Source organism: Fontivita pretiosa (assembly GCF_050410795.1).
Lineage (GTDB): Bacteria > Planctomycetota > Phycisphaerae > Tepidisphaerales > Tepidisphaeraceae > Fontivita > Fontivita pretiosa.
On record NZ_CP191258.1, the window covers coordinates 484,732 to 507,325 of the forward strand.

The 22,594-nt window shown below is 64.1% G+C and carries 21 protein-coding genes; 8 read left to right on the forward strand and 13 right to left on the reverse strand.

Annotation, left to right across the window (positions count from 1 at the left end; translation table 11 throughout):
* Positions 1-61 precede the first annotated feature (61 nt).
* Entirely contained in the window at positions 62-1,399 is a 1,338-nt protein-coding gene (locus ACQS5P_RS01885) for an ArnT family glycosyltransferase (RefSeq protein ID WP_428939210.1), read from the reverse strand.
* A gap of 126 nt (positions 1,400-1,525) precedes the next feature.
* Between ACQS5P_RS01885 and ACQS5P_RS01890 the strand changes: the two genes are divergently transcribed.
* Positions 1,526-2,308 (forward strand): hypothetical protein, encoded by a 783-nt coding sequence (locus ACQS5P_RS01890; protein ID WP_428939211.1) that lies wholly within the window; start codon positions 1,526-1,528, stop codon positions 2,306-2,308.
* Between the two features lie 63 nt (positions 2,309-2,371).
* Here the strand turns inward: ACQS5P_RS01890 and ACQS5P_RS01895 are convergent, their stop codons facing one another.
* The 7 genes from ACQS5P_RS01895 to ACQS5P_RS01925 all read right to left on the reverse strand — a co-directional run bounded on the left by ACQS5P_RS01895 (position 2,372) and on the right by ACQS5P_RS01925 (position 10,936).
* The gene (locus ACQS5P_RS01895; protein ID WP_428939212.1) at positions 2,372-2,944 is read right to left on the reverse strand and encodes a hypothetical protein; all 573 of its coding nucleotides are present in this window, start codon (positions 2,942-2,944) and stop codon (positions 2,372-2,374) included.
* 168 nt (positions 2,945-3,112) lie between these two features.
* The gene (locus ACQS5P_RS01900; protein WP_428939213.1) at positions 3,113-4,138 is read right to left on the reverse strand and encodes an HDOD domain-containing protein; all 1,026 of its coding nucleotides are present in this window, start codon (positions 4,136-4,138) and stop codon (positions 3,113-3,115) included.
* A gap of 65 nt (positions 4,139-4,203) precedes the next feature.
* Positions 4,204-5,334, reverse strand: a complete 1,131-nt coding sequence (neuC, locus tag ACQS5P_RS01905; RefSeq protein WP_428939214.1) for a UDP-N-acetylglucosamine 2-epimerase — start codon at positions 5,332-5,334, stop codon at positions 4,204-4,206.
* 39 nt (positions 5,335-5,373) lie between these two features.
* Entirely contained in the window at positions 5,374-6,426 is a 1,053-nt protein-coding gene (locus tag ACQS5P_RS01910; protein ID WP_428939215.1) for an N-acetylneuraminate synthase family protein, read from the reverse strand.
* On the reverse strand, positions 6,423-7,181 hold the full coding sequence (locus tag ACQS5P_RS01915) for a cytidylyltransferase domain-containing protein (RefSeq protein WP_428939216.1): 759 nt from the start codon (positions 7,179-7,181) through the stop codon (positions 6,423-6,425). Before ACQS5P_RS01915 ends, ACQS5P_RS01910 begins: the two co-directional genes overlap by 4 nt.
* Positions 7,182-7,289: 108 nt before the next feature.
* A complete protein-coding gene (locus ACQS5P_RS01920; protein ID WP_428939217.1) occupies positions 7,290-8,945 on the reverse strand; it encodes an SPASM domain-containing protein in 1,656 nt (551 codons plus the stop codon).
* Positions 8,945-10,936 (reverse strand): motility associated factor glycosyltransferase family protein, encoded by a 1,992-nt coding sequence (locus ACQS5P_RS01925; protein ID WP_428939218.1) that lies wholly within the window; start codon positions 10,934-10,936, stop codon positions 8,945-8,947. The genes ACQS5P_RS01920 and ACQS5P_RS01925 overlap by 1 nt, the downstream gene beginning before the upstream one ends.
* Before the next feature lie 57 nt (positions 10,937-10,993).
* Between ACQS5P_RS01925 and ACQS5P_RS01930 the strand changes: the two genes are divergently transcribed.
* A complete protein-coding gene (locus ACQS5P_RS01930; protein ID WP_428939219.1) occupies positions 10,994-11,557 on the forward strand; it encodes a hypothetical protein in 564 nt (187 codons plus the stop codon).
* Positions 11,558-11,654: 97 nt separating this feature from the next.
* On the opposite strand, the gene surE is transcribed toward ACQS5P_RS01930, so the two are convergent.
* The gene (surE, locus tag ACQS5P_RS01935; RefSeq protein WP_428939220.1) at positions 11,655-12,440 is read right to left on the reverse strand and encodes a 5'/3'-nucleotidase SurE; all 786 of its coding nucleotides are present in this window, start codon (positions 12,438-12,440) and stop codon (positions 11,655-11,657) included.
* Positions 12,441-12,484: 44 nt separating this feature from the next.
* On the opposite strand from surE, the gene ACQS5P_RS01940 reads away from it, so the two are divergent.
* The 5 genes from ACQS5P_RS01940 to ACQS5P_RS01960 all read left to right on the forward strand — a co-directional run bounded on the left by ACQS5P_RS01940 (position 12,485) and on the right by ACQS5P_RS01960 (position 17,914).
* On the forward strand, positions 12,485-13,153 hold the full coding sequence (locus ACQS5P_RS01940) for an NAD(P)H-hydrate epimerase (RefSeq protein WP_428939221.1): 669 nt from the start codon (positions 12,485-12,487) through the stop codon (positions 13,151-13,153).
* Positions 13,154-13,159: 6 nt separating this feature from the next.
* Complete coding sequence (locus tag ACQS5P_RS01945) at positions 13,160-13,915, forward strand: pyridoxine 5'-phosphate synthase (protein ID WP_428939222.1); 756 nt, start codon at positions 13,160-13,162, stop codon at positions 13,913-13,915.
* A 130-nt stretch (positions 13,916-14,045) separates the two neighbouring features.
* Positions 14,046-14,933, forward strand: coding sequence for a 4-hydroxy-tetrahydrodipicolinate synthase (gene dapA, locus ACQS5P_RS01950; protein WP_428939223.1), 888 nt, complete (start codon positions 14,046-14,048; stop codon positions 14,931-14,933).
* Positions 14,934-15,027: 94 nt separating this feature from the next.
* On the forward strand, positions 15,028-16,572 hold the full coding sequence (locus ACQS5P_RS01955) for a type I 3-dehydroquinate dehydratase (RefSeq protein WP_428939224.1): 1,545 nt from the start codon (positions 15,028-15,030) through the stop codon (positions 16,570-16,572).
* Between the two features lie 127 nt (positions 16,573-16,699).
* Positions 16,700-17,914, forward strand: a complete 1,215-nt coding sequence (locus ACQS5P_RS01960; protein ID WP_428939225.1) for an HD-GYP domain-containing protein — start codon at positions 16,700-16,702, stop codon at positions 17,912-17,914.
* Positions 17,915-17,952: 38 nt separating this feature from the next.
* On the opposite strand, the gene ACQS5P_RS01965 is transcribed toward ACQS5P_RS01960, so the two are convergent.
* The 4 genes from ACQS5P_RS01965 to ACQS5P_RS01980 form a co-directional block, all read right to left on the reverse strand.
* Positions 17,953-18,606 carry a 4Fe-4S dicluster domain-containing protein gene (locus ACQS5P_RS01965; RefSeq protein WP_428939226.1) on the reverse strand — a complete coding sequence of 218 codons (654 nt, stop codon included), beginning with the start codon at positions 18,604-18,606 and terminating at the stop codon, positions 17,953-17,955.
* A complete protein-coding gene (locus ACQS5P_RS01970) occupies positions 18,596-19,282 on the reverse strand; it encodes a hypothetical protein (protein ID WP_428939227.1) in 687 nt (228 codons plus the stop codon). The genes ACQS5P_RS01965 and ACQS5P_RS01970 overlap by 11 nt, the downstream gene beginning before the upstream one ends.
* A 23-nt stretch (positions 19,283-19,305) precedes the next feature.
* A complete protein-coding gene (locus ACQS5P_RS01975; protein ID WP_428939228.1) occupies positions 19,306-19,947 on the reverse strand; it encodes an ATP-dependent Clp protease proteolytic subunit in 642 nt (213 codons plus the stop codon).
* A gap of 84 nt (positions 19,948-20,031) precedes the next feature.
* On the reverse strand, positions 20,032-20,811 hold the full coding sequence (locus ACQS5P_RS01980; RefSeq protein WP_428939229.1) for a ClpP family protease: 780 nt from the start codon (positions 20,809-20,811) through the stop codon (positions 20,032-20,034).
* A gap of 172 nt (positions 20,812-20,983) precedes the next feature.
* On the opposite strand from ACQS5P_RS01980, the gene ACQS5P_RS01985 reads away from it, so the two are divergent.
* Positions 20,984-22,549 carry a trypsin-like peptidase domain-containing protein gene (locus ACQS5P_RS01985; protein ID WP_428939230.1) on the forward strand — a complete coding sequence of 522 codons (1,566 nt, stop codon included), beginning with the start codon at positions 20,984-20,986 and terminating at the stop codon, positions 22,547-22,549.
* Positions 22,550-22,594 lie beyond the last annotated feature (45 nt).

Genomic DNA, 22,594 nt, shown 5'->3' on the forward strand with positions numbered 1-22,594 from the left:
CGCGTGGGAGACGCGTGGACGGAACGGGTGCCCCGGCCGCCAGGTGCGGTCGAAAAGCCTTTCAGGAGTTGTCGCCGACTTTGGCATCGCCTGGAGCGGAACGGTGCGAGGGTTTGGGCGATCCGGCAACCGGCAGCCGCCGGATCGCCAGGTCCCGGACGATCTGAAGACCGGCGCCCGCCAGTATTGCCATCGGCACATCCGCGGGAAGCCGGTAACGCAGCGACCCGATGGTCAGGGCATGAGCCATGGTGAAGTACGCCGCCGGTAACAGCAGTAACAGCTTTGCCGACCTGGGCATGGGCCAGAGCCACAGCCCCAGCAGCGTCAGCAGATACATCGGCAGCATATACCCTGCGGCCACGGCCAGCACGCGCCAGTCGTTTCCGAACTGGTTGCTCAAGGGTATCGGACTCCACAGCCGGGCGATCTTGATGCCGGCCAGCTCGATCGCCCGTCGCGGATGTTCTCGGACGAACTGCATCGCCAGATCAGTCAGATACCGTGATCGGCCCACTTCGTCCATGGTTTTCAGTTGTGGCATGTTGCGGATGAATCGCTGATCGCTGGCGCCGGTGGCGTCGGGGTTCAGGCCGTCGTAGAGCGTGATGCCGCTGTTGGTGGTGGTCCAGACCCAGGCGTCCAGCACCAGCCGGTTGCGCCACGCCCAGGGTAGCAGCACCAGCCCCGTCAGCAGCAGCGAGAAGCTGCCTGCCGGGGGGAACCAGCGCCAGTCATACGGCTGGCGCTGGTGGCGGTTCAGGAAGGCGGCGGCGATGGAGAGGATCGTCGGCAACAGCAGCGCCGAGGGCCGCACCAGCACCGATAGCGCCAGCATCAGCACGCCGGCGCACCATGCAAGCAGCGCCCGTGGCAACGACCGGCTCCCTGCGGGCTGGCTGATCAACAGGACCATGCCCCAGATGAGCATGGCGGCAAACAGGGTCTCGGAAAGGATCAGGCCGCAAAAGTAGATCAGGAAGGGATTGACCGTCAGGATCGCCGCCGCGTACAGCCCGACGGATCGACTGACCAGCCGCCGGCCCAGCAGATACGCCGCCAGCACGTTTGAAGCATCAATGAAACACTGCACGATCCGCACGGTCTGCACGTGCGCGCCGCACGCCGCGATCAACGCCGGATACAGCGGCATGCGATAGGCGTAGACCACGTCGGAAAAGCGGGTATCGACGAAGTGCAGTCCCTGCCCGGCGCGCAGGTTTCGGCCGAGTTCCAGATACTCGAGCTGATCGGGCAGGCGCTGAACAAACGCCAGGTCGGCAGGCAATCGAATCACCCAGCCCAATCGCAGCAGCAGAGCGCTCATGACGATCCCCGCGACCCAGAGGTCGATGCGACGGATCGATGCTGTTGGGCGCGGGGCGTCATTCAGGCTCATGAGCGGCTCAGCAGGCTACCCGGATGATCGCCGGGCGTCCAAGCGCGCGATCGAGGGCATTCCAGCGCACTTGACAATCCGGTTATCTTAAGTTAATTGAGAATGAGTCTCAGTATAAGGAGAAACATGTACCCACGTATCACGACCGTTTTCATCGGATTCCTCGTGTTTTGCGCCACGGCCTGGGCCGACCCCCGCCCGTTTACCTTCACCTATGACACCTACCCGGTCGGCAAAGGCAACTTTGAATACGAGCAATGGGTCACTTATCGCACTCATACTCAGGAGGATTCCGACCTCACCCGCATCGACTTGCGGCACGAGATCGAAATCGGGCTGGCCGACAACTTCGACCTGGGGCTTTACCTGCCCAACTGGCGCTATGAGGACACTGAGGATCATACCGGCCCGCAGTTCGACTCCATCAGCGCCGAGTTCATCTACTATCCGCTCAACCCTGTCACCGACCCCATTGGGATGGGGTTGTACATGGAAGTGGGTGTCGCAGAAGACGAGCTGCAATTCGAGCCGAAACTGCTGCTCCAGAAGGACATCAACAACTGGACCTTCGCCTACAACCTGATCCTGGAAACCGAGATTGAAGGCGTGTTCGACACCGAGCATGAAAACGAAGTCGAGGGCGTGATCGGGCACGCGATTGGCGTGAGCTACGGCATCGCCCCGGGCTGGCAACTGGGCGCGGAATTGACCATCGAAAGCGAATACGCCGACTGGGAAAAGTATCAGGGAACGGTCGTGTACGCCGGCCCGGCCATCAGCTACCAGCGCGGCACGATCCCCGGCACGCAGGCGGGCTGGTGGGTCACGGTCACTCCCGCCTTTCAGCTCAGCGACGAGGAGGACCAACCCGATTTGGCCGTGCGCATGATCGCGGGAATCGAGTTTTAGCGAGCGACTCTGCGCGCCGCCACGATCGGGCGGTGAACCACCCGCGCGCCTGCCGGCGGCAGCTTAGTACCAGACGTTCAGCACCAGTGCCGGCTCGCGGATCTTGCCCTCGAAGGTCATCACCGTGCTGGTCACGAACTTCACCTCGATGTCGGGGTTGTTGTCCAGCCACTCGTTGATGGCGTTGTCCAGGTACTCCAGTCCCTGTTCGCTGTACTTGCCGTGGAAGCTGCGCACGCGGGTGGCGCCGGTGCCGGTCTTGACCGGTTGACGCTTCCACTCATGCTTCTTGTGGCTGAACTCAGCGCCCAGGGCGATGATCTTCTTGGGCGGCTGCGACACCGGTGCCGCGGCGGGAGGCTCATCCTCCACCAGCGAGATCGGCTCCAGCTCCTTTTCCGTCGGAATGTGCGTCTGCGGAGGAATCACCGCCGAGCGAATCGACGGAGCGTGCACCACCGGTTTCTGCGGCGGCGGATGAGGCGCGTGCGGCGCGGCATGGGCCGGCGCGGCAGGCGCATGAGGCGGTGAGTGGGCCGCGGGCGAAGCATGCGGCGCGTGGGGTACTGCCGGCGCGTGTGGCGGATGCGGTGGATGCGGTGCGCTATGCTGGTTCAGCGGACGTGCGTCGTTCATGGCCGTCTCCCGAAACAGGACAACGTACAGGACGTGTTGATCCACTGAATTATACGAAATCCGCGCCGCCGATCACAACTGTGCCGCCCCATCGTTTGAAGAATTTCCGCGTCCCAGGGCAAAGTGCTTTGTGGCCGCATGCCGGGTGGCTGCTGGCCGAGATGATCTTCAGAACAGCCCCTTGGCTGAATCCAGGATCTGGGGCAGGTTCCGCTGCGTCCGGTCGATCAGCTCCGACTCGATCTTCACCTCCGAGAGTCTGCCTTCGTCCAGTCGCTGTCGAAGGGCCGTGAGGTTAAAACCGTGAGCGGCCTGGCAGCAGAGCGTATCGGCAACGAACACGAGGGTGACCAGCAGCCGGTTGTTGTCCGCCAGGATCGCTGGCTCGTGGTGATGGCCGGCCACAAGCTGGCAGGACCGCGGGAACTTCCACATTTCCGCCAGTCCGGCACCCAGTTGCTGATGGTCCACCTGCATGATCTGTCGCTCGATTTGACAGAAGCTGGTGCCATCGGCACCGCCCTCGACCGCACCCGCAGCCCCGGAAGACACCAGCGACATTGCCCGTTCGCACGCCTGACGCAGCTTTTCCGGCCAGATCTGAAGCGACACCAGCAACCCGATGTCGTGGATCATTCCGGCCAAAAACGCCTCGTCGGCAATCGGGATCTTCATCTCCCGCGCCAGATGCCGCGCCGTGACCGCCACGCCCACACAGTGCTGCCACAGCTCCTTGGCGGTGTATCCCTCGCAGAGCTTGACGCCTCGGAACAGTTGTCCCAGGCTTGCCGCGACGGCGATGTTCTTCACCGCATTCAGCCCCAGCAGCACGATGGCGCGCTCGACGGATCCGATCTGCCCGGGCAGGCCATAAAACGAGCTGTTGACGACCTTGAGGATGCGCGTAACCAAGGCCGGGTCGTGCGAGATGATCTTGTGAAGCTGCGCCGCGGAGCTGCGCGGATCCTCCACGGTCTTGATAATCTGCACCGTGACTTCCGGCAGCGTCGCGATCGCGGTGACTTTGCTGACGGCCTTGGCCACGATCGCGCGGCTGTCCGCGTCAGCAGGGCCGGCATTGCCGCCACCGTCGGCTCCTGGCGCAGCCAGCGGCGCAATGGCCTGTGGCGCCGAATCGCCCGCGGCTGAAGCGGCACTCGTCTGTGCGGTCGCTGTGGTCAGTGTCGTCGGCATACTTCACCTGAACTGCGCGTCCTGATCCGTTATCGAACCGCGCCGGGCCGGACTTAATCCCCGTTTCAGTACATGATCAACTTTTGCCGCAATTCCGCTCGTGTTTCCGGGCCAGTACCCGCCAGCACCCGTGCAATTCGATCGCCGGTAGCGCCCCCGCCGTAAAGGTTGTCCCGTCGAAAGCGCATGGGTCGGCCGTCATTCCAGATCTTTCGCAGCGCCGCGAGGATAGCCGAGCGCGAGTACGGCACATGCACGACGTTTCGGTTCCTCAGCCGCCCTTTCTGGCGAGGACCGATATCCACCACTGGCGTGCCGAAGCTGCCGGCCTCGATGATCCCGCTGGAGCTGTTGCCCACGAGCACCGCCGCATCACGCAACAGTCCGAGAAAGCTCGCCCGCGGAAGGTTTCGGTGCAGCACAAGCCGCGGATCGCGGGCGTGGCGGTCCCATACCCGCGCGATCCCCTGCGAGCCCGGGTCGTTGTTCGGATAGACGATGACGACTCGATCAAACCCGATGCGGGTGACGCAGTCGAGCACCAGCTCAGCCCGGATGGCCTCCAGCGCCTGATCCGCCTGGGCCGGATGCAACACCAGCAGGGCGAACCGTCGGGGACGAAGGTGATGGTCGGCGCGGGCGTCTTCGCGGATTGCTTCAATGCCCGGCGAGCCGACTACATGCACCCGGCGCGGATCTTCGCCCAGGCGCAGGATGCGTGCGGCGCTTTGTCGTGTAGCGGGGAAGTGAATGTGGGCGAGCTTGGTGATGGCGTGTCGCAGCGAGTCATCGACGATGCCCGGCGCGCGGTCCCCGCCGTGAACGTGCGCCACGATGCGCCCGCCGACATGTCCTGCCGCCGCTGCCGCAAAGGCCTCGACGCGATCCCCCACCACCAGCACGACGTCGCTGCCAAGTCGATCCAGCGCCCGTGCAATGCCCGCGATCGCACGCCCCATCGCCGCCGCCACCGAACTCTGCTGCGGCGACTGTCGCCACGGCACGACCGCGTCGATCGTCCATCCCTGCCGTTGCAGCTCATCGATGCTTCGCCCGCGGCGGCGGTCCAGGTGCATGCCAGTGACGATGATCTGAAGTCGCAGCCGCGGATGCCGCGCAATCGCCTTGAGCGTGCGATCCATCAGCCCGAACTCCGCACGAGAGCCGGTGACATAGCAGACGCGGGTACGGTGCAAGGCTGACGCCTTCATCCTCCTGCCCCGGTTGATCTGTGCTCAAGCGGCATCCGTGAGCATGTCCCATTGAAGCAACGTTCCCCTGGGCAGCGCGTATTTGGCGGCGCGGCCGGCGGCGGCGGCGATGTCCGCCGGCGCGATCCCAGTCCCCGGACGCTGAACCGTCAGATCACTGATTTTCAGCACCTGCCCGGGCTGCACGTCTCGCGCCAGCACCAGGCTCTGACGGCTGACCGTGCGCACATCGCGCTCGATTGGCAGCACGTGCTTGCTGCCCGCGCCGCGCATCGCCTCAGCCATGCGGATCAGCCGTACATATTCCGCAAACTCGACCGGATCGGCACTGGCCGAATGATCCGGTCCTTTGGCGCGGCGGTCGTAGGTCAGATGCTTCTCGATCACACACGCCCCCGCCGACACCGCCAGTGCCCCGGCCAGAAGCTCCGTCGTATGGTCCGAATACCCCACCGGACACTGGAACTTGCCCAGCTCGTTGATCCAGCACAGGTGCGCCTGATACGCCGGCGTCGGATAGCTGCTCACGCAATGCATCAGGACAAAGTGCACGCGCATCTGCCCGAGCCATTCGACCGTCTCCTCGACTTCCTGCATGGTGGCGGCGCCGGTGGAGATGATCAGCGGCTTGCCCGTCCCCGCCGCACGCGCCAGCAGCAGTCGATTGACCAGATCCGGCGAGGCGATCTTGATCGCAGGCAGCTTCAACGCCTCGATGGTATCGACGTCTTCCGGCGAGAACGGCGTGGCCAGCGGAGTCATCCGCAACTCGCGGACGGCCTGGACGATCGTCCCAAGCTGCTCCATCGACAGCTCGTACTGCCGCAACATCCGGGCCGGATCGTCCTCGCTCACGCGGCCTTTCTGATACTCGGCCAATCCCGACGAGGGGTGCACCAGCGTGCTGGCACGGAAGATCTGAAATTTGACGGCGTCGGCGCCGGCGTTGGCGGCGTGACGAACCAGCTCCAGTGCCCGTTGCACCGAACCGTCGTGATTGACGCCGATTTCCGCGATCACCAGCGTCCGCTGCCTGGACCCCACCAGTCGTCCATCGATCCTCAAACCCGTGTTCATGACGCGATCCTCAGCAGGTCCGATTGATCCGCGACCTGGCCGGTCTGTGCCCGCTCGCGCAGAACGGACTCGGCCCAGTACAGATCGCGAAGCTGGTCGATTTCGATCGTCTCGCCGGCGCCGGTTGCAAATCCACGTCGGTCGTCTCCGAAAAAGGCGTGTGGGTCGTGCGGGTTGGTCTGGGCGCGGAGCATGGAACTGCGACTGACCGCGACCACCGCGCCATCGTGCAGATACAGCGGCGCCAGATCCTGGCGGCGATGAATGCTGTTGGGCTGAAGCGGCACGACGCGATCGCCTTCCAGCCGCGCCATCCATGCCGGATGCCACTTGCCCACCGGACACCAGCTCCGCACCGAATCGCATCCGGTGGTCTGGAGGATTTCGATGGCGCGATCGATAGCGCACGCAGGGCGGAGCGGAACGTTGCCGTACAGCACCACCAGGGCATCGGCGCGAAAACCGTCGCGGGCACGCGACTCGAACGTCCGCATCGCATGGAGCATCACCGCCTGCACCGAAGCGTCGCTGCTGGCCAGCTCATCGGGGCGGTGAATCGTTTCGAATCCCGCGCCCGTTGCCAACTCCAGAATGCGCGGGCAGTCCGACGTTACCACCACGTGCGTCAGACGCCGGGCCTGCCGCGCGTGATCAAACGTATAGGCAATCACCGGCCGGCCCAACAACGGCAACAGATGCTTGTTCTTAAGCCCCAGGCTGCCCGCCCGGGCGAGAATGACGCCGAGAACTTTCAAGGCATGCTCCCGATCTTCAATTTGACATTTCAGGTCGCCGATTTACACGCTGAATCGCGCAACCCGCTGCCCTGCGCCGATCAGGGGCCGAGGCCGAAGCGGGCAGCATCATGGCCGGTGCCATTCGCGGCAGGCGGCACACAGGCGGCTGTCAGACACACAACCTTGCTTGTGCGACTGGCGCAGCGATGTCAGACCGCGTTGCCAGATCTCGCTGATCGATTGAGTCCGCACGTCGCCGACGATCTGCCGGCCGGTCGGATCCTGCTCGCAGCTCGCCACGCGACCATCGCTCAGAATCGTCATCCGCGACCAGAGCCGATTGCACGCGCGTCGTTTCGGCGGCGACATGTCGGCCACGCCGCAGTCTTCGATCAGCCCGGCGAAATCACTGGGTCCGCGTATCACCGCCGCGCTCAGCGCACGCAGCCACTGGTCATACCAGACCTCCATCTCCGCGAGGTTGGACTGACACTTCACAAACGTCGGCACCAGGATCGGCACGCCCTGACGGAGCTCGTGGCGACGGGTGACGAACGCGCGGATATTCTCGATGGCCTGAGCGAAACGATCGGCACCCATGACGGCGGCGTAGGTTGCGGCGGTGGCGGCGGGCAGAATCACCGACACCACATCAATTCCGCTGGCGACCAGGCGGTCGATCACGGTCGGATCCTCCGGCAGCAGATCGGTCTCGAGATGGATCGCCTGCACCCCACTGTGCTGCGCCGCGGCGATCAGCTCAAACACCTGTTCATGCAACAGAGGATCCCCAACCCCCGTCAGCGTCAATCGGACGTCCGCGGCCGGGCCGATCTGTGCGAAGATTCGCTCGGCCAGATCCAGCCGCATCGGCTCGCGAATGATGGGCTCTGCGCGCGCCGGCCAGAAGATCGGGCGCGTGGCGCGGCTGGTGTTCAGCTCCAGCACCAGCTCCCGCGGGAGCGGATCGATCTCGTCGGACCAGTCCAGCCGGTGCAGCAGGTCCTCGGCGTCGCTGTTCAGGAGCTGGCCGTTGAGGCTGATGGCGGCCTGTTCCATTCGCCGGATCTGCCGGTCGGAATCGAGTCTGAAGTTGCGTGTGGAGCGCGCCACGGCGGTGGGGATCGGCACGCAACCGTCGCCGCCGATCGGATCGCGCACCGGCTGGTCGGGCAGGTAATGCAGCAGGCGGCCGGGATGCGCCTCGGCGGCGGCAAGACGCTGCACCAGGCTGGGCCGAAGCAGCACCCCGCCAAGTCCCGGCGGGGCTTGCGCAAAACACAGCTCGATGTTCGGCCGGTTGCGGGCATGCTCGACCAGCGCGTCGACGATCTTTGGATCGACGATTCCGGCCGAAGGATCCACCAGCACCACCGCGGCGCTGTTGAGCTTCTGGATGATCTGCGCCACCCAGGCGCCATAAAAGCCCAGGTCGAAATCGCAGGTGAACAGCAGCCCCCCCCGCCAGCCGTCCGACCACCGCCGCGCCGCCGAAACCGACTCGATCCCCGCCATTCTCAGACGCGGTCCCTTGGCCAGCACGTGCGAGCCGTATTCCGCAGCGATCGGCGTCACCTCCTGAAGCTGATCCTCCCAGCAGACAATCGCCATCGAGTCGATGCCCCGAGACATCGCCAGCCGCTGAAGCGTCCAGCTCAGCACGGGCTGCTGGCGGAAGCAGCGCGTAGCGCTGTTGGGACATGTCGGCTCATGCAGCATCGAGAGAACCGCCGTCACGTTCTCCGCCCCGCTGGTGCTCGTGTCTGCCGGGCCTGACACCATCACGCCGCCTCCCGCGACTCTCGCTTGGCTTGCCTGTGTGGATGCGTGGCGAACTGCTCCACGCGTGCCATCGTCTCATCCATGAGTTTCTGGAACCTGGCCGCCGCCTCGATCACGCTCCTGACATTCAGGATATCGCGATGGACCTGTCGGCGCTGGCGTTCGATGCCCGCCAGCTTCGCCGCCGCGATTTTCCGGTCAGCCTTGAACCGCTCCAGCTCGCTGTCCTGGGTGAGCTGCATGACCAGGCCATAGCACATGCCCAGCTCGGCCATACGGGCGCGCAGGACATCGATCCTGCCGATGGCGCGATTGACACGCCCCTGGTCTTCCAGGTGATCGCGCACTTCCTCCAGCAGCGGCAGCGTCTGGCGGCTGATCTGCTCGATCTGCTCGGCTTCGGCTCGCCGGTTCAGCAGACTCTGCCTGCACTCCAGCAGGCGATCCCAGTTCAGTCCCGGATACTCCGGGCGCGACAGGGCAAGCGGCGAATCGCAACAGCCGGCCAGGGCGTCGCTCAGCTTCATGGGTGTGGCGCCGCGCTTCAGCACGCCGCCTTCGGTCGCGTCGATGATGCGCGCCCTGGATCGGGCAAAGTCGCGCTCGAAATGCTGAAGATAGGTGAAGAGCCTGGCCTCGGTGTACATCGGGCGGCCCTGGTGGTCCGGGACTTTGCGGAGGATGTTGCGGTCGCGGACGATCTGCTCCCACTGCTTCATCTCCAGCGTGCAGAACCGTCCGAGTTCCGGCCGCCAGACGTCTTCGTAGCTGGTGCCGGGCGTGTAGCACAGACCATCGGAAAAGCCCAGATCCTGTCCGACGAAGATGATCGGATCGCAGCCCAGGTATTCAGCCAGGTAGTAGGCCAGGTGCGCCACCGTCGCCCCGCTGGGCAGCTTCGCCTTGTTCAGCTTCATTTCGCCCAGCAGGTTCTCGGCAAAGTCGTTGCCCAGCAGCCAGAGCGGGCCGGGATTGAGATCAAAGATGGCGCTGCTGGCCTTGGGCTCGGCGACGAGCTGAGTCCGCAGATTTTCCGGCAGCTTCTCCCAGAAGCGGGTGCTGATGTCGTGATAGTCCAGCGATGTGACGAAGTGCGGCTCGACACCCAGTTCCAGCAGGGGTTGCAGCGTCGTCTGCACGGCGATGATCACCGCCCGGTCGCTGGCATCCTTCAACAGGTGCTTGTTCTTTCGCAAAGACGGTCCGGCCGAGACGATGATCGCAGGCCGCGCCTTGTACAGATCCTTCAGGCGCGAGAGGCTCGGAGCGGCGATGTACCAGGGCAGGTTTCGGGCCACATTCTCGGCCGTGCGTCTGCCGTTGAGCACCAGCGTGCTCACAGTCGTGTTCGCGTAGGCCTTGAACTCCTCGATCCAGGTGTGCATCTGCTCATGGAACTGGGTCCAGAGCTGTGTACTGGGCAGATGCGCCACACGCTGGAAGCCCATGGTGATCGAAGGCTGCCAGGGCGTGAGCCGGTTGAACAACCCGGCCTTGTCAAGTTCCCAGAACCAGAGCACGCGCCCGGATTCGATCAGTTTGCTGAAATCGTGATGCTCGAAGGCCAGCCGCAGCACGCGCAGATCCGGCTCGATGATGCATAGCAGCGTATCATCGCCGCTGCGCTCGAACAGGCGTTGCACGTGATAGCCCAGTCCGAAGCCCTGGACGTAGAACGCCACTGTCTCGTCGGTTCGCAGCGGGTCGATCAGTCTGGCGGCTTCATCGATGGGGTCGTAGCGGCTGTGCAGGTGGATCAAGCGGCCGTCGGCGGTGTGCGCCACGAGCGTGGGAACGGAGGACTTGGAAGCATGCACCTGGTAGCTCACCGGCGCAGCGTCCGGGGACGGACTGGCCAAATCGATTGAATCGATGAGCCGGGCCAGCCGCGGCTCCACCGCCCACAGCGCCGCCAGATTCGCCAGATACGGTGCGTCCGCATCGAGCACGAAACGAAGCGATGGATCATTGGCCGCGTCGGCGACGGTCATGGCGAATGTTGCTCCAGTTCTTTTATCGGACGTGAGCGGGCGTAAGATTGAGCGCAAATGGCTGAGATGCTCTTCGACACCCCGTGGTGGTTACCGACCATCCTCGTCGTCGCCGGGATCCTCGCGTTCCTCAGCGGCAATCGCAGGCAGGACAAACAGATCATGTACGGGGGGCTGGCAGTGCTGCTGCTGGGGATCGCCGTCGCCTTGCTGAGCTACTTCATCGACACGGCCAGGGAAAAAGCCGTGCGGCGAACGCGCGACCTGGTGGCGGCGGCGAACGCCAGAGACTGGAACAGGTTCCGCTCCCTGCTCGATCCGCAGACGTCGGTCTATGGCCTTCGCGGTCCGGACGTGATCGCAACCGTCGCCGGTGCAACGGCCGAGCGATATCGGCTCGGTCAATCGCGCATCACCGGCACCGAGGTTGATCAGACCGGCACGGTCATCACCGTGAGCATCCGCGTGCTGAGCGACATTTCCGGCCACCCGGTCGTCAGCGATTGGCAGCTTCAGTTCCAGGACTTCGGCCAGGGCTGGAAACTGTATGACGTTCGAGCCCTGTCAAACGACCAAATCCCCGAAGCGCGCATCCGCAACGCCCTGACCCGGGAACGATAGAACTCAGAACCACGGATGCACACGGATGAACGCGGACAGCGCAGATGAGTCACGTCCGCGAACTCAAGTCCGTGCTGATCGGTGTTCATCCGTGGTTTCATTGCTCAGTTTGGCGAAGCGACCAGTTTCGGGCCTGCCAGTCCTTGAGCATCAGGTGATGCGTGAGGTCAAATTGAAGCGGGGTGATGGTGATGTACCCGTCGCGAATCGCGGCCACGTCGGTATCTTCGTCGGATTCTCCCAGCCGGAAGATGCTGTTGTTCCAGTAGTAATCCCGCCCGCGGGGATTGGTGCGGCGCTCGTAGGTGTCGATCCATGGGCGAGTGCACTGGCGGACGAGCTTGATTCCGGTGGGCGCCTGGCCTTCGCGAAGCGCGGGAACGTTGATGCTCACGACCTGTCCGGGCTTCAGCCCGACCTGGAGGATCTGCTGGATGGTCTGCGTGGCCAGCCTGGCGCAGTAGGGATAGTCGGCCGGGGTGTCTTCCTGAAGCATCATCGAGACGGCAATGCTGGGCAGCCCGAGGAACGCCGCCTCGATCGCCGCCGCCACCGTGCCGCTGTAGACCACATTGATGCCGACGTTCACTCCGGAGTTCATGCCGCTGATGACCAGGTCGGGCGGGCGGGGCAGCAGGTGAGCGACGGCGACCTTGACGCAATCGGCCGGGCGACCATCGACCGCGATGCCGGTGAATGCGCCCTCGATGCTGACGCGGTTGGTGAGGATCGGCGCTTCGATGGTGATGCCGTGCCCGCTGGCGCTTTGGACAGTTTCCGGGGCCACAACATGGACTTGCGCGCCCAGGCGGTTCAGTTCCCGCCACATCGCGATGATCCCGGGTGCGTGAATTCCGTCGTCGTTGGTGAGCAGAATAAGCATGGTCAAGCCGCGCGCCAGTATAATTGCGGTGAAGCGAGGTTGAAATGATCCGACTGACCCGAGCTCAGGTGCGCGAGGTCGATCGCCGCGCGATCGAGGAGTACGGCATCCCCGGCATCGTGCTGATGGAGAACGCCGCCCACGCCGTCGCAGACGCCGCCATTGAAATGATCGGCCCGGAATGCATCGGGCAGGTGCTGGTGCTGTGCGGCCCGGGCAACAACGGGGGCGACGGCCTGGCGGCGGCGCGCCACCTGCACAACCGCGGCGCTGATGTGTTTATCGCGCTGGCGACCGATCCGGCCCGCTATCGCGGCGACGCGCTGACCAACTGGCGGATCGTGCAGGCGATGAAGCTTCCGGTCGAGGCGATCGACCTGGCCAAGCTGGAGCGATCCACAGCGGTGCTGATCATTGACGCGATCTTCGGGACCGGGCTGACCGATCCGCCGCGCGAACCGTTTCCTCAGATTGTCCGTGCCGTGCAGCATTCGCGCGTTCCGGTGCTGGCGATCGATCTGCCCAGCGGATTGGATTGCGACAGCGGTGAGCCGCTGGGTCCGACCTGCATGCGGGCAACACGCACCGTCACGTTCGTGGCCGAAAAGGTCGGCTTCGCCAACCCCGCTTCACGGCAATACACCGGGGTCGTGGTAGTCGGCGACATCGGCGTTCCGCCGGAACTCATCGAGCAGGTGGCACGCATGGCATAGAATCCGATGCCTATGACCAAGCTCTCTGTAAACGTCAACAAGGTCGCCACCCTCCGCAACACGCGCACGATCGGCATCCCCAGTGTCGTCCACGCCGCCAGGCTCTGTCTGGATGCTGGCGCCCACGGCATCACGGTTCATCCCCGGCCCGACCAGCGGCACATCCGGCCCCAGGACGTGTACGATCTGGCCGAGCTGATCCGCGACCACTATCCCCACGCCGAGTTCAACATCGAGGGCAACCCGTTGATCGAGTACATGCACTTCATCGAGGCGGTGCGTCCGACGCAGTGCACGCTCGTGCCCGACGAGCGCGAGGCGTTCACGAGCAACCACGGCTGGCGGCTGCGCGAGGTGGGGATCATCGAGCGCCTGCGGCCACTGGTCCGCCGGCTCAAGGAACTGGGTTGCAGGGTCAGCCTTTTCATGGATCCGATCCCGGAAGACATGGAGCTGGCCAGGGAGGTTGGTGCGGACCGGATCGAGATGTACACCGAGCCGTACGCGGCGGCGTTCGCCAGGGGCGATCCGCGTGCCGCCGAACCCTATGCCGCCACCGCCCGACGCGCCGCGGAGCTGGGGCTGGGTGTGAACGCCGGGCACGACCTGAACCTTCAGAATCTGCCTCCGCTGCTCAAAGCTGCACCGCAGATCGCCGAGGTCTCGATCGGGCATGCGCTGATCGCCGACGCGCTTGAGTTCGGCCTGCCGGAAACGGTGCGCAAGTACCTGCGGGCGTGCGAGGCATCAGTGACGACGTGACAGGGTAACCGCGTGACAAGGTGAAGACCCGCAAGGGCTTGATGCTGCCCCTTTTGCCTTGTCACCCTGTTGGCTCAGCGCCTTGTCATCAGTTCCTTGAGAATCTCGGACTCGATCGTAGAATCGCGCCATGGTGAAATTCAACGTCAGTGGCGCGATCACGGCCATGATCACGCCCTTCCGTGACGGGAAGGTTGACGAGGTCAGGCTGCGCGAACAGATCGAATTTCAGATCAGCAGGGGGATCGACGGGCTGGTGCCGGTGGGCACGACCGGAGAATCCCCGACGCTGGACTTTCCTGAGCACGAACGGGTCATCGAGTTGACGGTCAAGTTCGCCGACAAGCGCGTGCCGGTGATCGCCGGCACCGGCGCCAATGCCACCACCGAAGCGCTGGAGCTTCACAGCTTCGCCAAAAGAGCCGGCGCCGACGCGTGCCTGTCGGTCAATCCCTATTACAACAAGCCGACGCAGGAGGGACTGTACCGCCACTTCATGACGCTGGCCGAGAAGGTTGATCTGCCGATCGTGCTGTACAACATTCCGGGTCGCACCGGCGTGTCGATGTCGCCGCAGACTGTGGCGCGGCTCTTCGAGCACCCGAACATCGTCGCGATCAAGGAGGCCAGCGGATCGCTGGATATGACCAGCGAAATCCTGAGCCTGTGCGACATCACGGTGCTCAGCGGGGATGATTCGCTGACGCTGCCGATCATCTCCGTCGGGGGCAAGGGCGTGATCAGCGTGCTGTCGAACCTGCTGCCCGACCAGGTCAAGCTCATGACCAAACTGGCGCTGGACGGGCGATTCAAGGATGCGGCGGCGATCCACCGCAAGCTGTTCCCGCTGGTCAAAAGCCTGTTTCTGGACGGCAATCCGGTCGGCATCAAGTACGCGATGAAGCTGGCGGGCATGGACAGCGGGGAGCTGCGACTGCCGCTGTGCGAGGCAAGCGAAACCACGAAGAAAACCATCGAGAAGCTGATGCACAAGCTGGATATCATCGGGGTGCATTGAACCAGGGCAGACGGATGAGGGCAGAGCGCGGGCACACGGCGTACTTGCCGCCTGGTTCTTCTGCCTTGCGCATTCTGCCCTCCGCCTTTCCTGCATGACTCATCTGTGCGTTTCCATCTTCGTTCATGACCTCGCGCAGGCGAAGCGCGATATCGCCGCAGCGGTAGAGGCCGGGGCTGACATGGTCGAGTTGCGCCTCGATGAACTGGAAGATGTTGACCTCATTCGACGCCTTGTGGGAGAGTTTGAGGTCGGCATCGTGCTCACGTGCCGATCCGCCAGCGAAGGTGGCCACAGCGAGCTGCCCGACGAGCAGCGATTGCGCCTGGTCAGCGAGGTCGCCCCCGGAAATGACCGCGTGCTGATCGACTTCGAGCACCGCGCGCTTCAGCGGATCGGCCCGGCCGACATTCGCAACCGGCTGATCGCCAGCTTCCACGACTTTGCCGGCAGGCCGCCAACGCTGACTCGGACCTACGCCGAGATGCTCGCCGGCGCCGGGCAGATCGTGAAGCTTGCCTGGATGGCCCGCTCGATCCGCGACAACATCGAAGCGTTCGAAATCCTCCAGTCGCGGCAGAAGCCGACGATCGCGCTGTGCATGGGAGAGGCGGGGCTTATCAGCCGGATCCTGGCGAAAAAGTTCGGCGCGTTCCTCACCTTCACAGCACTTGAGAAGGGGGCTGAGTCGGCGCCGGGGCAGGTCATCATCCGCGACATGAAACAACTGTATCGCTGGGACAGGATCGGCCCCCAGACGCGGGTGTACGGCGTGGTGGCCTGTCCGGTGGCGCACTCGATGTCGCCGGCGGTGCATAACGCGGCGTTCGACGCGACCGGACACGACGGCGTGTACCTGCCGATGCTCGTTCAGCCGGGCTACGAGAGCTTCAAGGCGTTCATGGAGGACTTCGCCAATTACAAACCGCTGCACCTTCGCGGGCTGAGCATCACCATCCCGCACAAGGAAAACGCACTGCGATACCTTCAGGAGAAAGGCGCGCGAATCGACCCGCTGGCGGTGGATATCGGGGCGGTCAACACGATCATCATCGATCGCGACGCCGCGGGAAATCCGGTTCTCGGCGGCATCAACACCGATTATCAGGCCATCATCGACACCATCTGCACGGCGATGCAGATTACGCCGCAGCAACTTCGCGACTGCCGCGTGGCGGTTATCGGGGCTGGAGGCACCGGTCGCACGGCGGTGGCGGCGCTGGCGAGGCTGGGCGCAACCGTGGTCGTCTACAACCGCACCTACGAGCGAGCCGAGGCGCTGGCAAGGGCCTTTGACGGCAGAATCGGCAAGGTCGTTGCCGCCCGAATTGAAAAGCTGTGCGATTCCTGCTGTCAGGTCTACATCAATACCACCTCGGTTGGAATGCATCCCAACATTGACCAGAGCGTCTTTGCCAACGCCCCGCCGCGCATGGAGCCGACAACGCTCGTGTTCGACACCGTCTACAACCCGCCAAAGACAAAGCTGCTCAGCCAGGCCGAAGCCGCCGGTGCCAAAACCGTCGGCGGGATCGAGATGTTCGTGCGCCAGGCAGCCGGGCAGTTCAGCGCCTGGACCGGATTATCGCCCCCGATGCAGCTCATGCGGCAGATCATCCAGCAGCGACTGAGTGTCTGAGGCCAGTCCCAAAACACATCCGCAGGCCGGGCAGAATCCACATCTCTTGCCCAAAGGTCCATTTTCGCACGAACCGCTTGACGCGCCTTGTGTTGTATTCGATCTGATACCAGGAGCTTCGTGTCTTGTGCTGATCCTGTCGATTGACCAAGCCAGGGCAGGAATGAAGCTGGCCGCTCCGGTGGTGCACCCGGAGCAGCCGGATCAGGACCTGCTTAAACCCGGCTACGTGCTGGAGGACAAGGTTCTGCTCCGCCTGCGCGAACTGGGGATCGACCACCTTTATGTGGACTATCCCGGTTTGGACGATCTGGACCGGCACCTGGCCGCCAACCTCAGCCCGGCACGCCAGAAGCTGTACAGCCAGATCAAGGAAACAATCGTGGCCGGACAGAAACGTACCCGTCCTGCGGTGTCGTACACCGATTACTACGCGACAACACGGGAACTGGTATTGACGCTGATGAGCCAAGGCGAGCACCCGGTCTACCTGGAGCACATGTCGCGCATGGGCGATGATGCGGTCACGCACGCCACCGCGGTGGCCCACCTGGGGCTTCTGCTGGGCATCAAGCTGGAGCTGTACCTGATCGAGCAGCGGTCGCGTCTGCCGGCCAAACACGCCAGGGAAGTGGTCAACATCGGCGTGGGAGGGATGCTGCACGACATGGGCAAGCTGGCCCTGCCGCAGGAGCTGCGCCAGTACAATTGCCTGAATCCGCCGACCGATCCACAGCAGCGCAATGAGTGGGAGACGCACGCGCAACGCGGCTATGACATGATCCGCGGCGGCGTGGAGCCATCGGCGGCGATCGCGGTGCTGAATCATCACCAGCGATGGGACGGGCTGGGGTTCCCGGCCTTGAGCCTCAAGGACCAGCAGCCGCAGCGGCCTGCCGAGCAGAACATCCATGTCTTCGCCCGGATCATCGCCATCGCCGACCTGTATGATCGTCTGGCTTCGCCGGCTGACGGTTCGCCGCGAAGGAGCAATGTCGAGGTGCTGCACCTGATGCGCACGACGTACGGCTCGTGGTGCGATCCGACCGTTTTGAAAGCCTTGGAGGCTGTGGCGCCGCCCTTCCCGCCGGGCCTGACGGTGACGCTCTCGGATGGTGGTGGCGCGGTGGTCGTGCAGGTTCCGCCAGACGATCCGTATCGTCCGATCGTTCGCAGGATCGTCGGTGCGGATCTTGAGCTGGATTCCAGGCGGCTGGATCTGCGTCGGGAGGAGTCGATTCGAATCACGCACGTTGGCAAGACGGCTGTCCAGCAGTTTGTGCCCGCGGCACAGCAGCCGGCGGCAGCGCGTCCCGCGCGGGCCGCCGCGGCGGCCGCATAGCCAGATCGTTGCTGGACGGTTGCCCCAGGCGGCTCCAATCAGCCCAGCAGCGCGCTTCGGGGCACAACGACAATGCTTTTGGGTGTGGTGGGACAAGCGTGCTGGCACACGCCGCACCCGATGCAGCCTTGCTCGATGACGTGAACGGTTCCACCGCGCAGCTCGATCGCCGACGTCCCCAGCGGGCAGCGGTCGATGCAGATCGTGCAATCCTGCCCGCGCGACCGAACGCACGTGTGCGAATTGAAGATGGCCGTGCCCATGTCGATCAGTCCCAGCGCCGTGGGCACCAGCGCGCCGCTGGGACAGTCGCGCATGCAAACCAGTCCGTCGCATACCACGCAGGGCATGACCTCAGGGTCAATGTAGGGCGCGCCGTTGCCCGCGGCGGCGGTTGGATCGATTCGGATGCACTGCGCCGGACAGGCGCGCACGCAGTTGCCGCAGCGACTGCATGTGTCGATGAAGGCGTGTTCGGCGATGGCGCCGGGCGGCCGCAGCCACCGCGGCGGTGCCTGCGGCGGCGAGCCTTGCCACGCCGCGACCGCTCCCATCGCCCGGCTGAACTCGCCAATCGCCTGCTCCACAGGCTCCACCGCCTCCACCAGCGGACGAAGCAGCTCGCGCAGTCCCTGGCGGAAGAACCCCCGTCGATTCACCGCCCGATTGGCAGTTGGCTTTTCAGCGGACATCGGCTTGCGTCGTGGGTTGGGTTCCAGGCGGCGGGTTCACGGTAATGACCTTCTGAATGCTGAATTGTCGCTGCGTCAGCGCATCGTGGAAGCTGACCTTCAACGTCAGCTCGCCGTGCTCAGGAACCCGCCCCTGCCACCGGCACGGCAACACGTACCCGTACTGTAGCGCGCTGCCGTACCAATGCTCCCGAGCCTGCTCCACGCTGAAGTGCCATTGTCCCACGAGATTGTCGTGCGGCTTGTTCAGGTCGAACAGTTGCACATCGAATGCCCCGGCGGCTTTGAGCTCATCGCCGGTCTGGTCGATGGGAACCACGTAAACTTTGATCCCTTCATCCCCCGGGGAGGAGGGGTCCAGATCGGCCCCGCCGGTCAGGCGGCCCAGCTTGATCCCACTGGTGGTGAAGAGCTGTTGCAGACGATCGGCGGGCAGTGTGGGCAGCGTGCCGCGCTGCGCCTCCAGCGAGCGAATCGTCGCCACGTCCGCTTCATGCCGCCGTTGCAACTCGGCCACCTGCGCCTCCAGCGCCTGAATCTGCTTCCGCAGGGCGATGTTGGCTTGATTCGGCTTTGCAAGACAACCGGAAGAGCAAAGCAAAAGCACGGATGAACACAGATAAACGCCGATGGCTCTGGGGTTGGAAATCGGCGATCTGCCTGGATCGGTGTTCATCTGCGTTCATCGGTGGTTACGGATCAATCCTTTTCATCGTCGTTGTCTTCCGCTGAGCGCCGCGCCACTTCCGGCGCCCGATCCAGCACCCGGTCGGCGCAGCCGTACTCGACGGCTTCCTCGGCGAACAGCCACTTGTTGCGGTCGAAATCGCGATGAATCTGCTCCTGGGTTTTGCCGGTGTAATCGGACATCAGCCGGTACAGCCGGTCGCGCAGGCGAAGCATGTGGGCGGCCTCGATCCCCAGGTCGGTCGCCGGCCCCTGCAACACCCCGCCAATCAGCGGCTGATGCAGCATGATCTGCGAGTTCTGGAGGACGTAGCGTTTGCCCTTGGTTCCCGCGGCCAGCAGGCAGGCCGCCATGCTCGCCGCCAGACCGATGCACGTCGTGGCCACATCGCATCGCAGAAACCGCATCGTGTCGATGATGCCCAGCCCCGCCGATACGCTGCCGCCCGGAGAGTTGATGTAAAGCTGAATGTCGCTTCGCGGATCGTCGTTGGACAGAAACAGCATCTGCGCGATGACGGTGTTGGCCGTCTCGTCCGTGATCGGCCCGCCGACGATGATGATCCGGTCCTTCAGCAGCCGCGAGTAGATGTCGTAGGCGCGCTCGCCGCGACCGGACTTTTCAATGACGATGGGAATGAGATTGTTGTTCATAGTGGTCAGTGGGCAGTGGCCAGCGATCGGCGGCCAGAGTTGTCGTGAGCAACCCCTGACCACGAATCGCTGGCCACTTGTTTGCTACTTCGGCTTGCTTCCATCCGCGGCGGCTTCGGCGGCTTTGACGTCGCCGTCCAGCCCGATGACCTCATCGCAGATGCCGTACTTGACCGCCTCCTGGGCGCTGAAGAACCGGTCCCGTTCCGAATCCTCGCGGATCCGCTCCGGGCTCTGCCCGGTGCACTGGGCCATGATGTTGATCAGCGTCTCCTTGGTTTTGAGGATCTCGTCGGCCTGGATCTGGATGTCCGCCGCCTGACCGTACACGCCGCCGAACGGCTGATGGATCATCACCTTGGCGTTGGGCAGGATGAAGCGTTTGCCCTTTTTGCCGGCCATGAAGACGATCGCCCCGCCGCTCTCGGCCCGACCGATGCAGTAGGTGGCGATATCGCAACTGAGGAAACGCATGATGTCGTAAATCGCCAGCGTGTCATCGACCACCCCGCCGGGGCTGTTGATGTACAGGTTGATATCCTCGTTTTTCTTCAGGCTCTGAAGGTAGAGCATCTGCATGATGCAACGCGAGGCGCTGACGTGGTTGATCTCCCCGACCAGGAACACCACTCGATTTTCGAGCAGCAGCTCCTCGAGGGTCATCTCGCGATAGCGGTTCAGCCCCGCGCCCGGGGGACCGGGCATCACCATGGGCATCGCCACCGGCCCGCGACCGGGAACCACCAGCGGCGGCGTTTCGCCGGAAGCGGCGATCGGCGCAGTCGGCTGCCGGCTCGCCGCGACGCTGCGCGCCATGCGATCCAGCGCCTCGGCGTTCATCCGTGTCGGATCAAACGTAGCCATTCGTCTCCTGTTCTGTGTCGCTTGTTCAACAAATCGTTGCACGCGCGGCGGATGGTATGCCCCGGACCCGGCAAATTCAACGTGATCGCCCCCTGGCGCCGCCGCCGACGACCACACCGCGCCGGCCGCCAGTTTGCTACTCTCATGCCCCTAGCGCATCCTATGCTGTGTCATGAACAGACTGCTCTCAAGACTCGCCGTCGCCTGCCTGGGACTTCTGGCGATCCTGCCCGGCTGCGCCCGCACCACGCCACCGACGGCCAGCAGCGGCCGGGTCCGGCAGACAGCCACCCAACCGGTTGCCGAGCAGAGCAGCCCGCCGCAGATCGACCACGCTCAGGCCGCTGGCTCCAGCGCCGACCTGGCCCCGCCCAGGCACGGAACCGAAAAACAGATCCAGGTCCTGCCGCAGGTCCGCAGGATCTTTCCCCCCGCGACCCCCGAGGCCATCGTCCGCGTCACCGAAAAAGTCTTTCCTGCCGTCGTGAGGCTGGACGTGGCCCAGGAGATTTACACCGAAGGCAAGCGTAATCTCCAGCGCGGCATCGGCTCGGGCGTGATCATCGATCCGCAGGGCCATATCCTGACCAACTATCACGTCGCCGGACGTGCCGCCGAGATCTACGTCACGCTGGCCAACAAGGAGCGTGTGCCGGCCAGGCTCATCGGGGATGACCACTGGACCGACATCGCCGTCGTTCAGCTCGACATGGAGACCATCAGCCGAAAGAAGATCCCCTTCGCGTGGGCCGAGCTGGGCGACAGCGATTCGCTGGTGGTGGGTCAGGACGTGATCGCCATCGGCACGCCGTTCGGCCTCACGCGCACCATGACCCTGGGGATCGTCTCCAACAACGAGCGGACGTTCTATCCCGAGCGGCAGAAGATCGACGAGTACGAAACCGGCGAGTTTAGCAACTGGATCCAGATGGACACCCCGATCGCCCCGGGCAACAGCGGCGGGCCGCTGGTGGACATCAATGGCAAGGTCGTCGGCATCAATACCCGCGGCATCCGCGGACAGGCTCTGAACTTCGCCATCCCGATCAATACCGCCAAGGAAGTGGCGCTGGCGATCCTCCGCAGCGCCTCGGCGGACAAGAAGGGCCGTGTTGAGCGCGCCGACCTTGGGATCGACCTCAAGCCACTCCAGGACCTGGAGACGTTCTACGAGATCGACATCAACAAGGGCGTGCTGATCAACAGCGTCGATCGCGGCTCCCCCGCCGCTGTGGCGGGCGTCAAGGTCCAGGACATCCTGCTGGAGATCAACGGCAGACCGATCAACGTCCGCTTTCCCGAGGAAGTCGCCCCGGCCAGGAAAGTGATCGCCGATCTGCCTGTCGGGCAGGAGGTGAGCCTCAAGCTCCTCCGCCGCGGGCAGATCATCACGCTGACCGCCACGACGCAGAAGCTGGAAGGCGCCGTCGGCGAGGAGCGCGAGATGAAGGCCTGGGGCCTGAGCATCCGCGACGTCACCCGCACCTACGCCAACGAAGCCCAGCTCGACGACGACAGCGGCGTGGTCGTCACCACGATGAGCCCCGGCTACCCCGCCGCCAAGGCCGGACTGGAGCCCAACGACGTCATCCGCTCGATCAATCAGCAGCCGGTCAGCGATCTGGAGGAGTTTGTCAGGCTTTACGAGCAGTCGATCAACGACAAGCAAGAGCGCCTGTTGCTCGAAATCCAGCGTGGCCGCGGACGACGCTTCGCCGTGCTGAAGATGACCTATTGAACCCGATTCATTCCGTCACAGACGGCAAACGAGGCCCATTCGAAT

Bases quoted from the DNA above. Each gene is read 5' to 3' on its own strand.
- ACQS5P_RS01885 (WP_428939210.1), bottom strand. From the start codon at position 1,399: ATGAGCCTGAATGACGCCCCGCGCCCAACAGCATCGATCCGTCGCATC.
- ACQS5P_RS01890 (WP_428939211.1), top strand. From the start codon at position 1,526: ATGTACCCACGTATCACGACCGTTTTCATCGGATTCCTCGTGTTTTGC.
- ACQS5P_RS01895 (WP_428939212.1), bottom strand. From the start codon at position 2,944: ATGAACGACGCACGTCCGCTGAACCAGCATAGCGCACCGCATCCACCG.
- ACQS5P_RS01900 (WP_428939213.1), bottom strand. From the start codon at position 4,138: ATGCCGACGACACTGACCACAGCGACCGCACAGACGAGTGCCGCTTCA.
- ACQS5P_RS01910 (WP_428939215.1), bottom strand. From the start codon at position 6,426: ATGAACACGGGTTTGAGGATCGATGGACGACTGGTGGGGTCCAGGCAG.
- ACQS5P_RS01920 (WP_428939217.1), bottom strand. From the start codon at position 8,945: ATGGTGTCAGGCCCGGCAGACACGAGCACCAGCGGGGCGGAGAACGTG.
- ACQS5P_RS01925 (WP_428939218.1), bottom strand. From the start codon at position 10,936: ATGACCGTCGCCGACGCGGCCAATGATCCATCGCTTCGTTTCGTGCTC.
- ACQS5P_RS01930 (WP_428939219.1), top strand. From the start codon at position 10,994: ATGGCTGAGATGCTCTTCGACACCCCGTGGTGGTTACCGACCATCCTC.
- surE (WP_428939220.1), bottom strand. From the start codon at position 12,440: ATGCTTATTCTGCTCACCAACGACGACGGAATTCACGCACCCGGGATC.
- ACQS5P_RS01940 (WP_428939221.1), top strand. From the start codon at position 12,485: ATGATCCGACTGACCCGAGCTCAGGTGCGCGAGGTCGATCGCCGCGCG.
- ACQS5P_RS01945 (WP_428939222.1), top strand. From the start codon at position 13,160: ATGCCTATGACCAAGCTCTCTGTAAACGTCAACAAGGTCGCCACCCTC.
- dapA (WP_428939223.1), top strand. From the start codon at position 14,046: ATGGTGAAATTCAACGTCAGTGGCGCGATCACGGCCATGATCACGCCC.
- ACQS5P_RS01955 (WP_428939224.1), top strand. From the start codon at position 15,028: ATGACTCATCTGTGCGTTTCCATCTTCGTTCATGACCTCGCGCAGGCG.
- ACQS5P_RS01965 (WP_428939226.1), bottom strand. From the start codon at position 18,606: ATGTCCGCTGAAAAGCCAACTGCCAATCGGGCGGTGAATCGACGGGGG.
- ACQS5P_RS01970 (WP_428939227.1), bottom strand. From the start codon at position 19,282: ATGAACACCGATCCAGGCAGATCGCCGATTTCCAACCCCAGAGCCATC.
- ACQS5P_RS01975 (WP_428939228.1), bottom strand. From the start codon at position 19,947: ATGAACAACAATCTCATTCCCATCGTCATTGAAAAGTCCGGTCGCGGC.
- ACQS5P_RS01980 (WP_428939229.1), bottom strand. From the start codon at position 20,811: ATGGCTACGTTTGATCCGACACGGATGAACGCCGAGGCGCTGGATCGC.
- ACQS5P_RS01985 (WP_428939230.1), top strand. From the start codon at position 20,984: ATGAACAGACTGCTCTCAAGACTCGCCGTCGCCTGCCTGGGACTTCTG.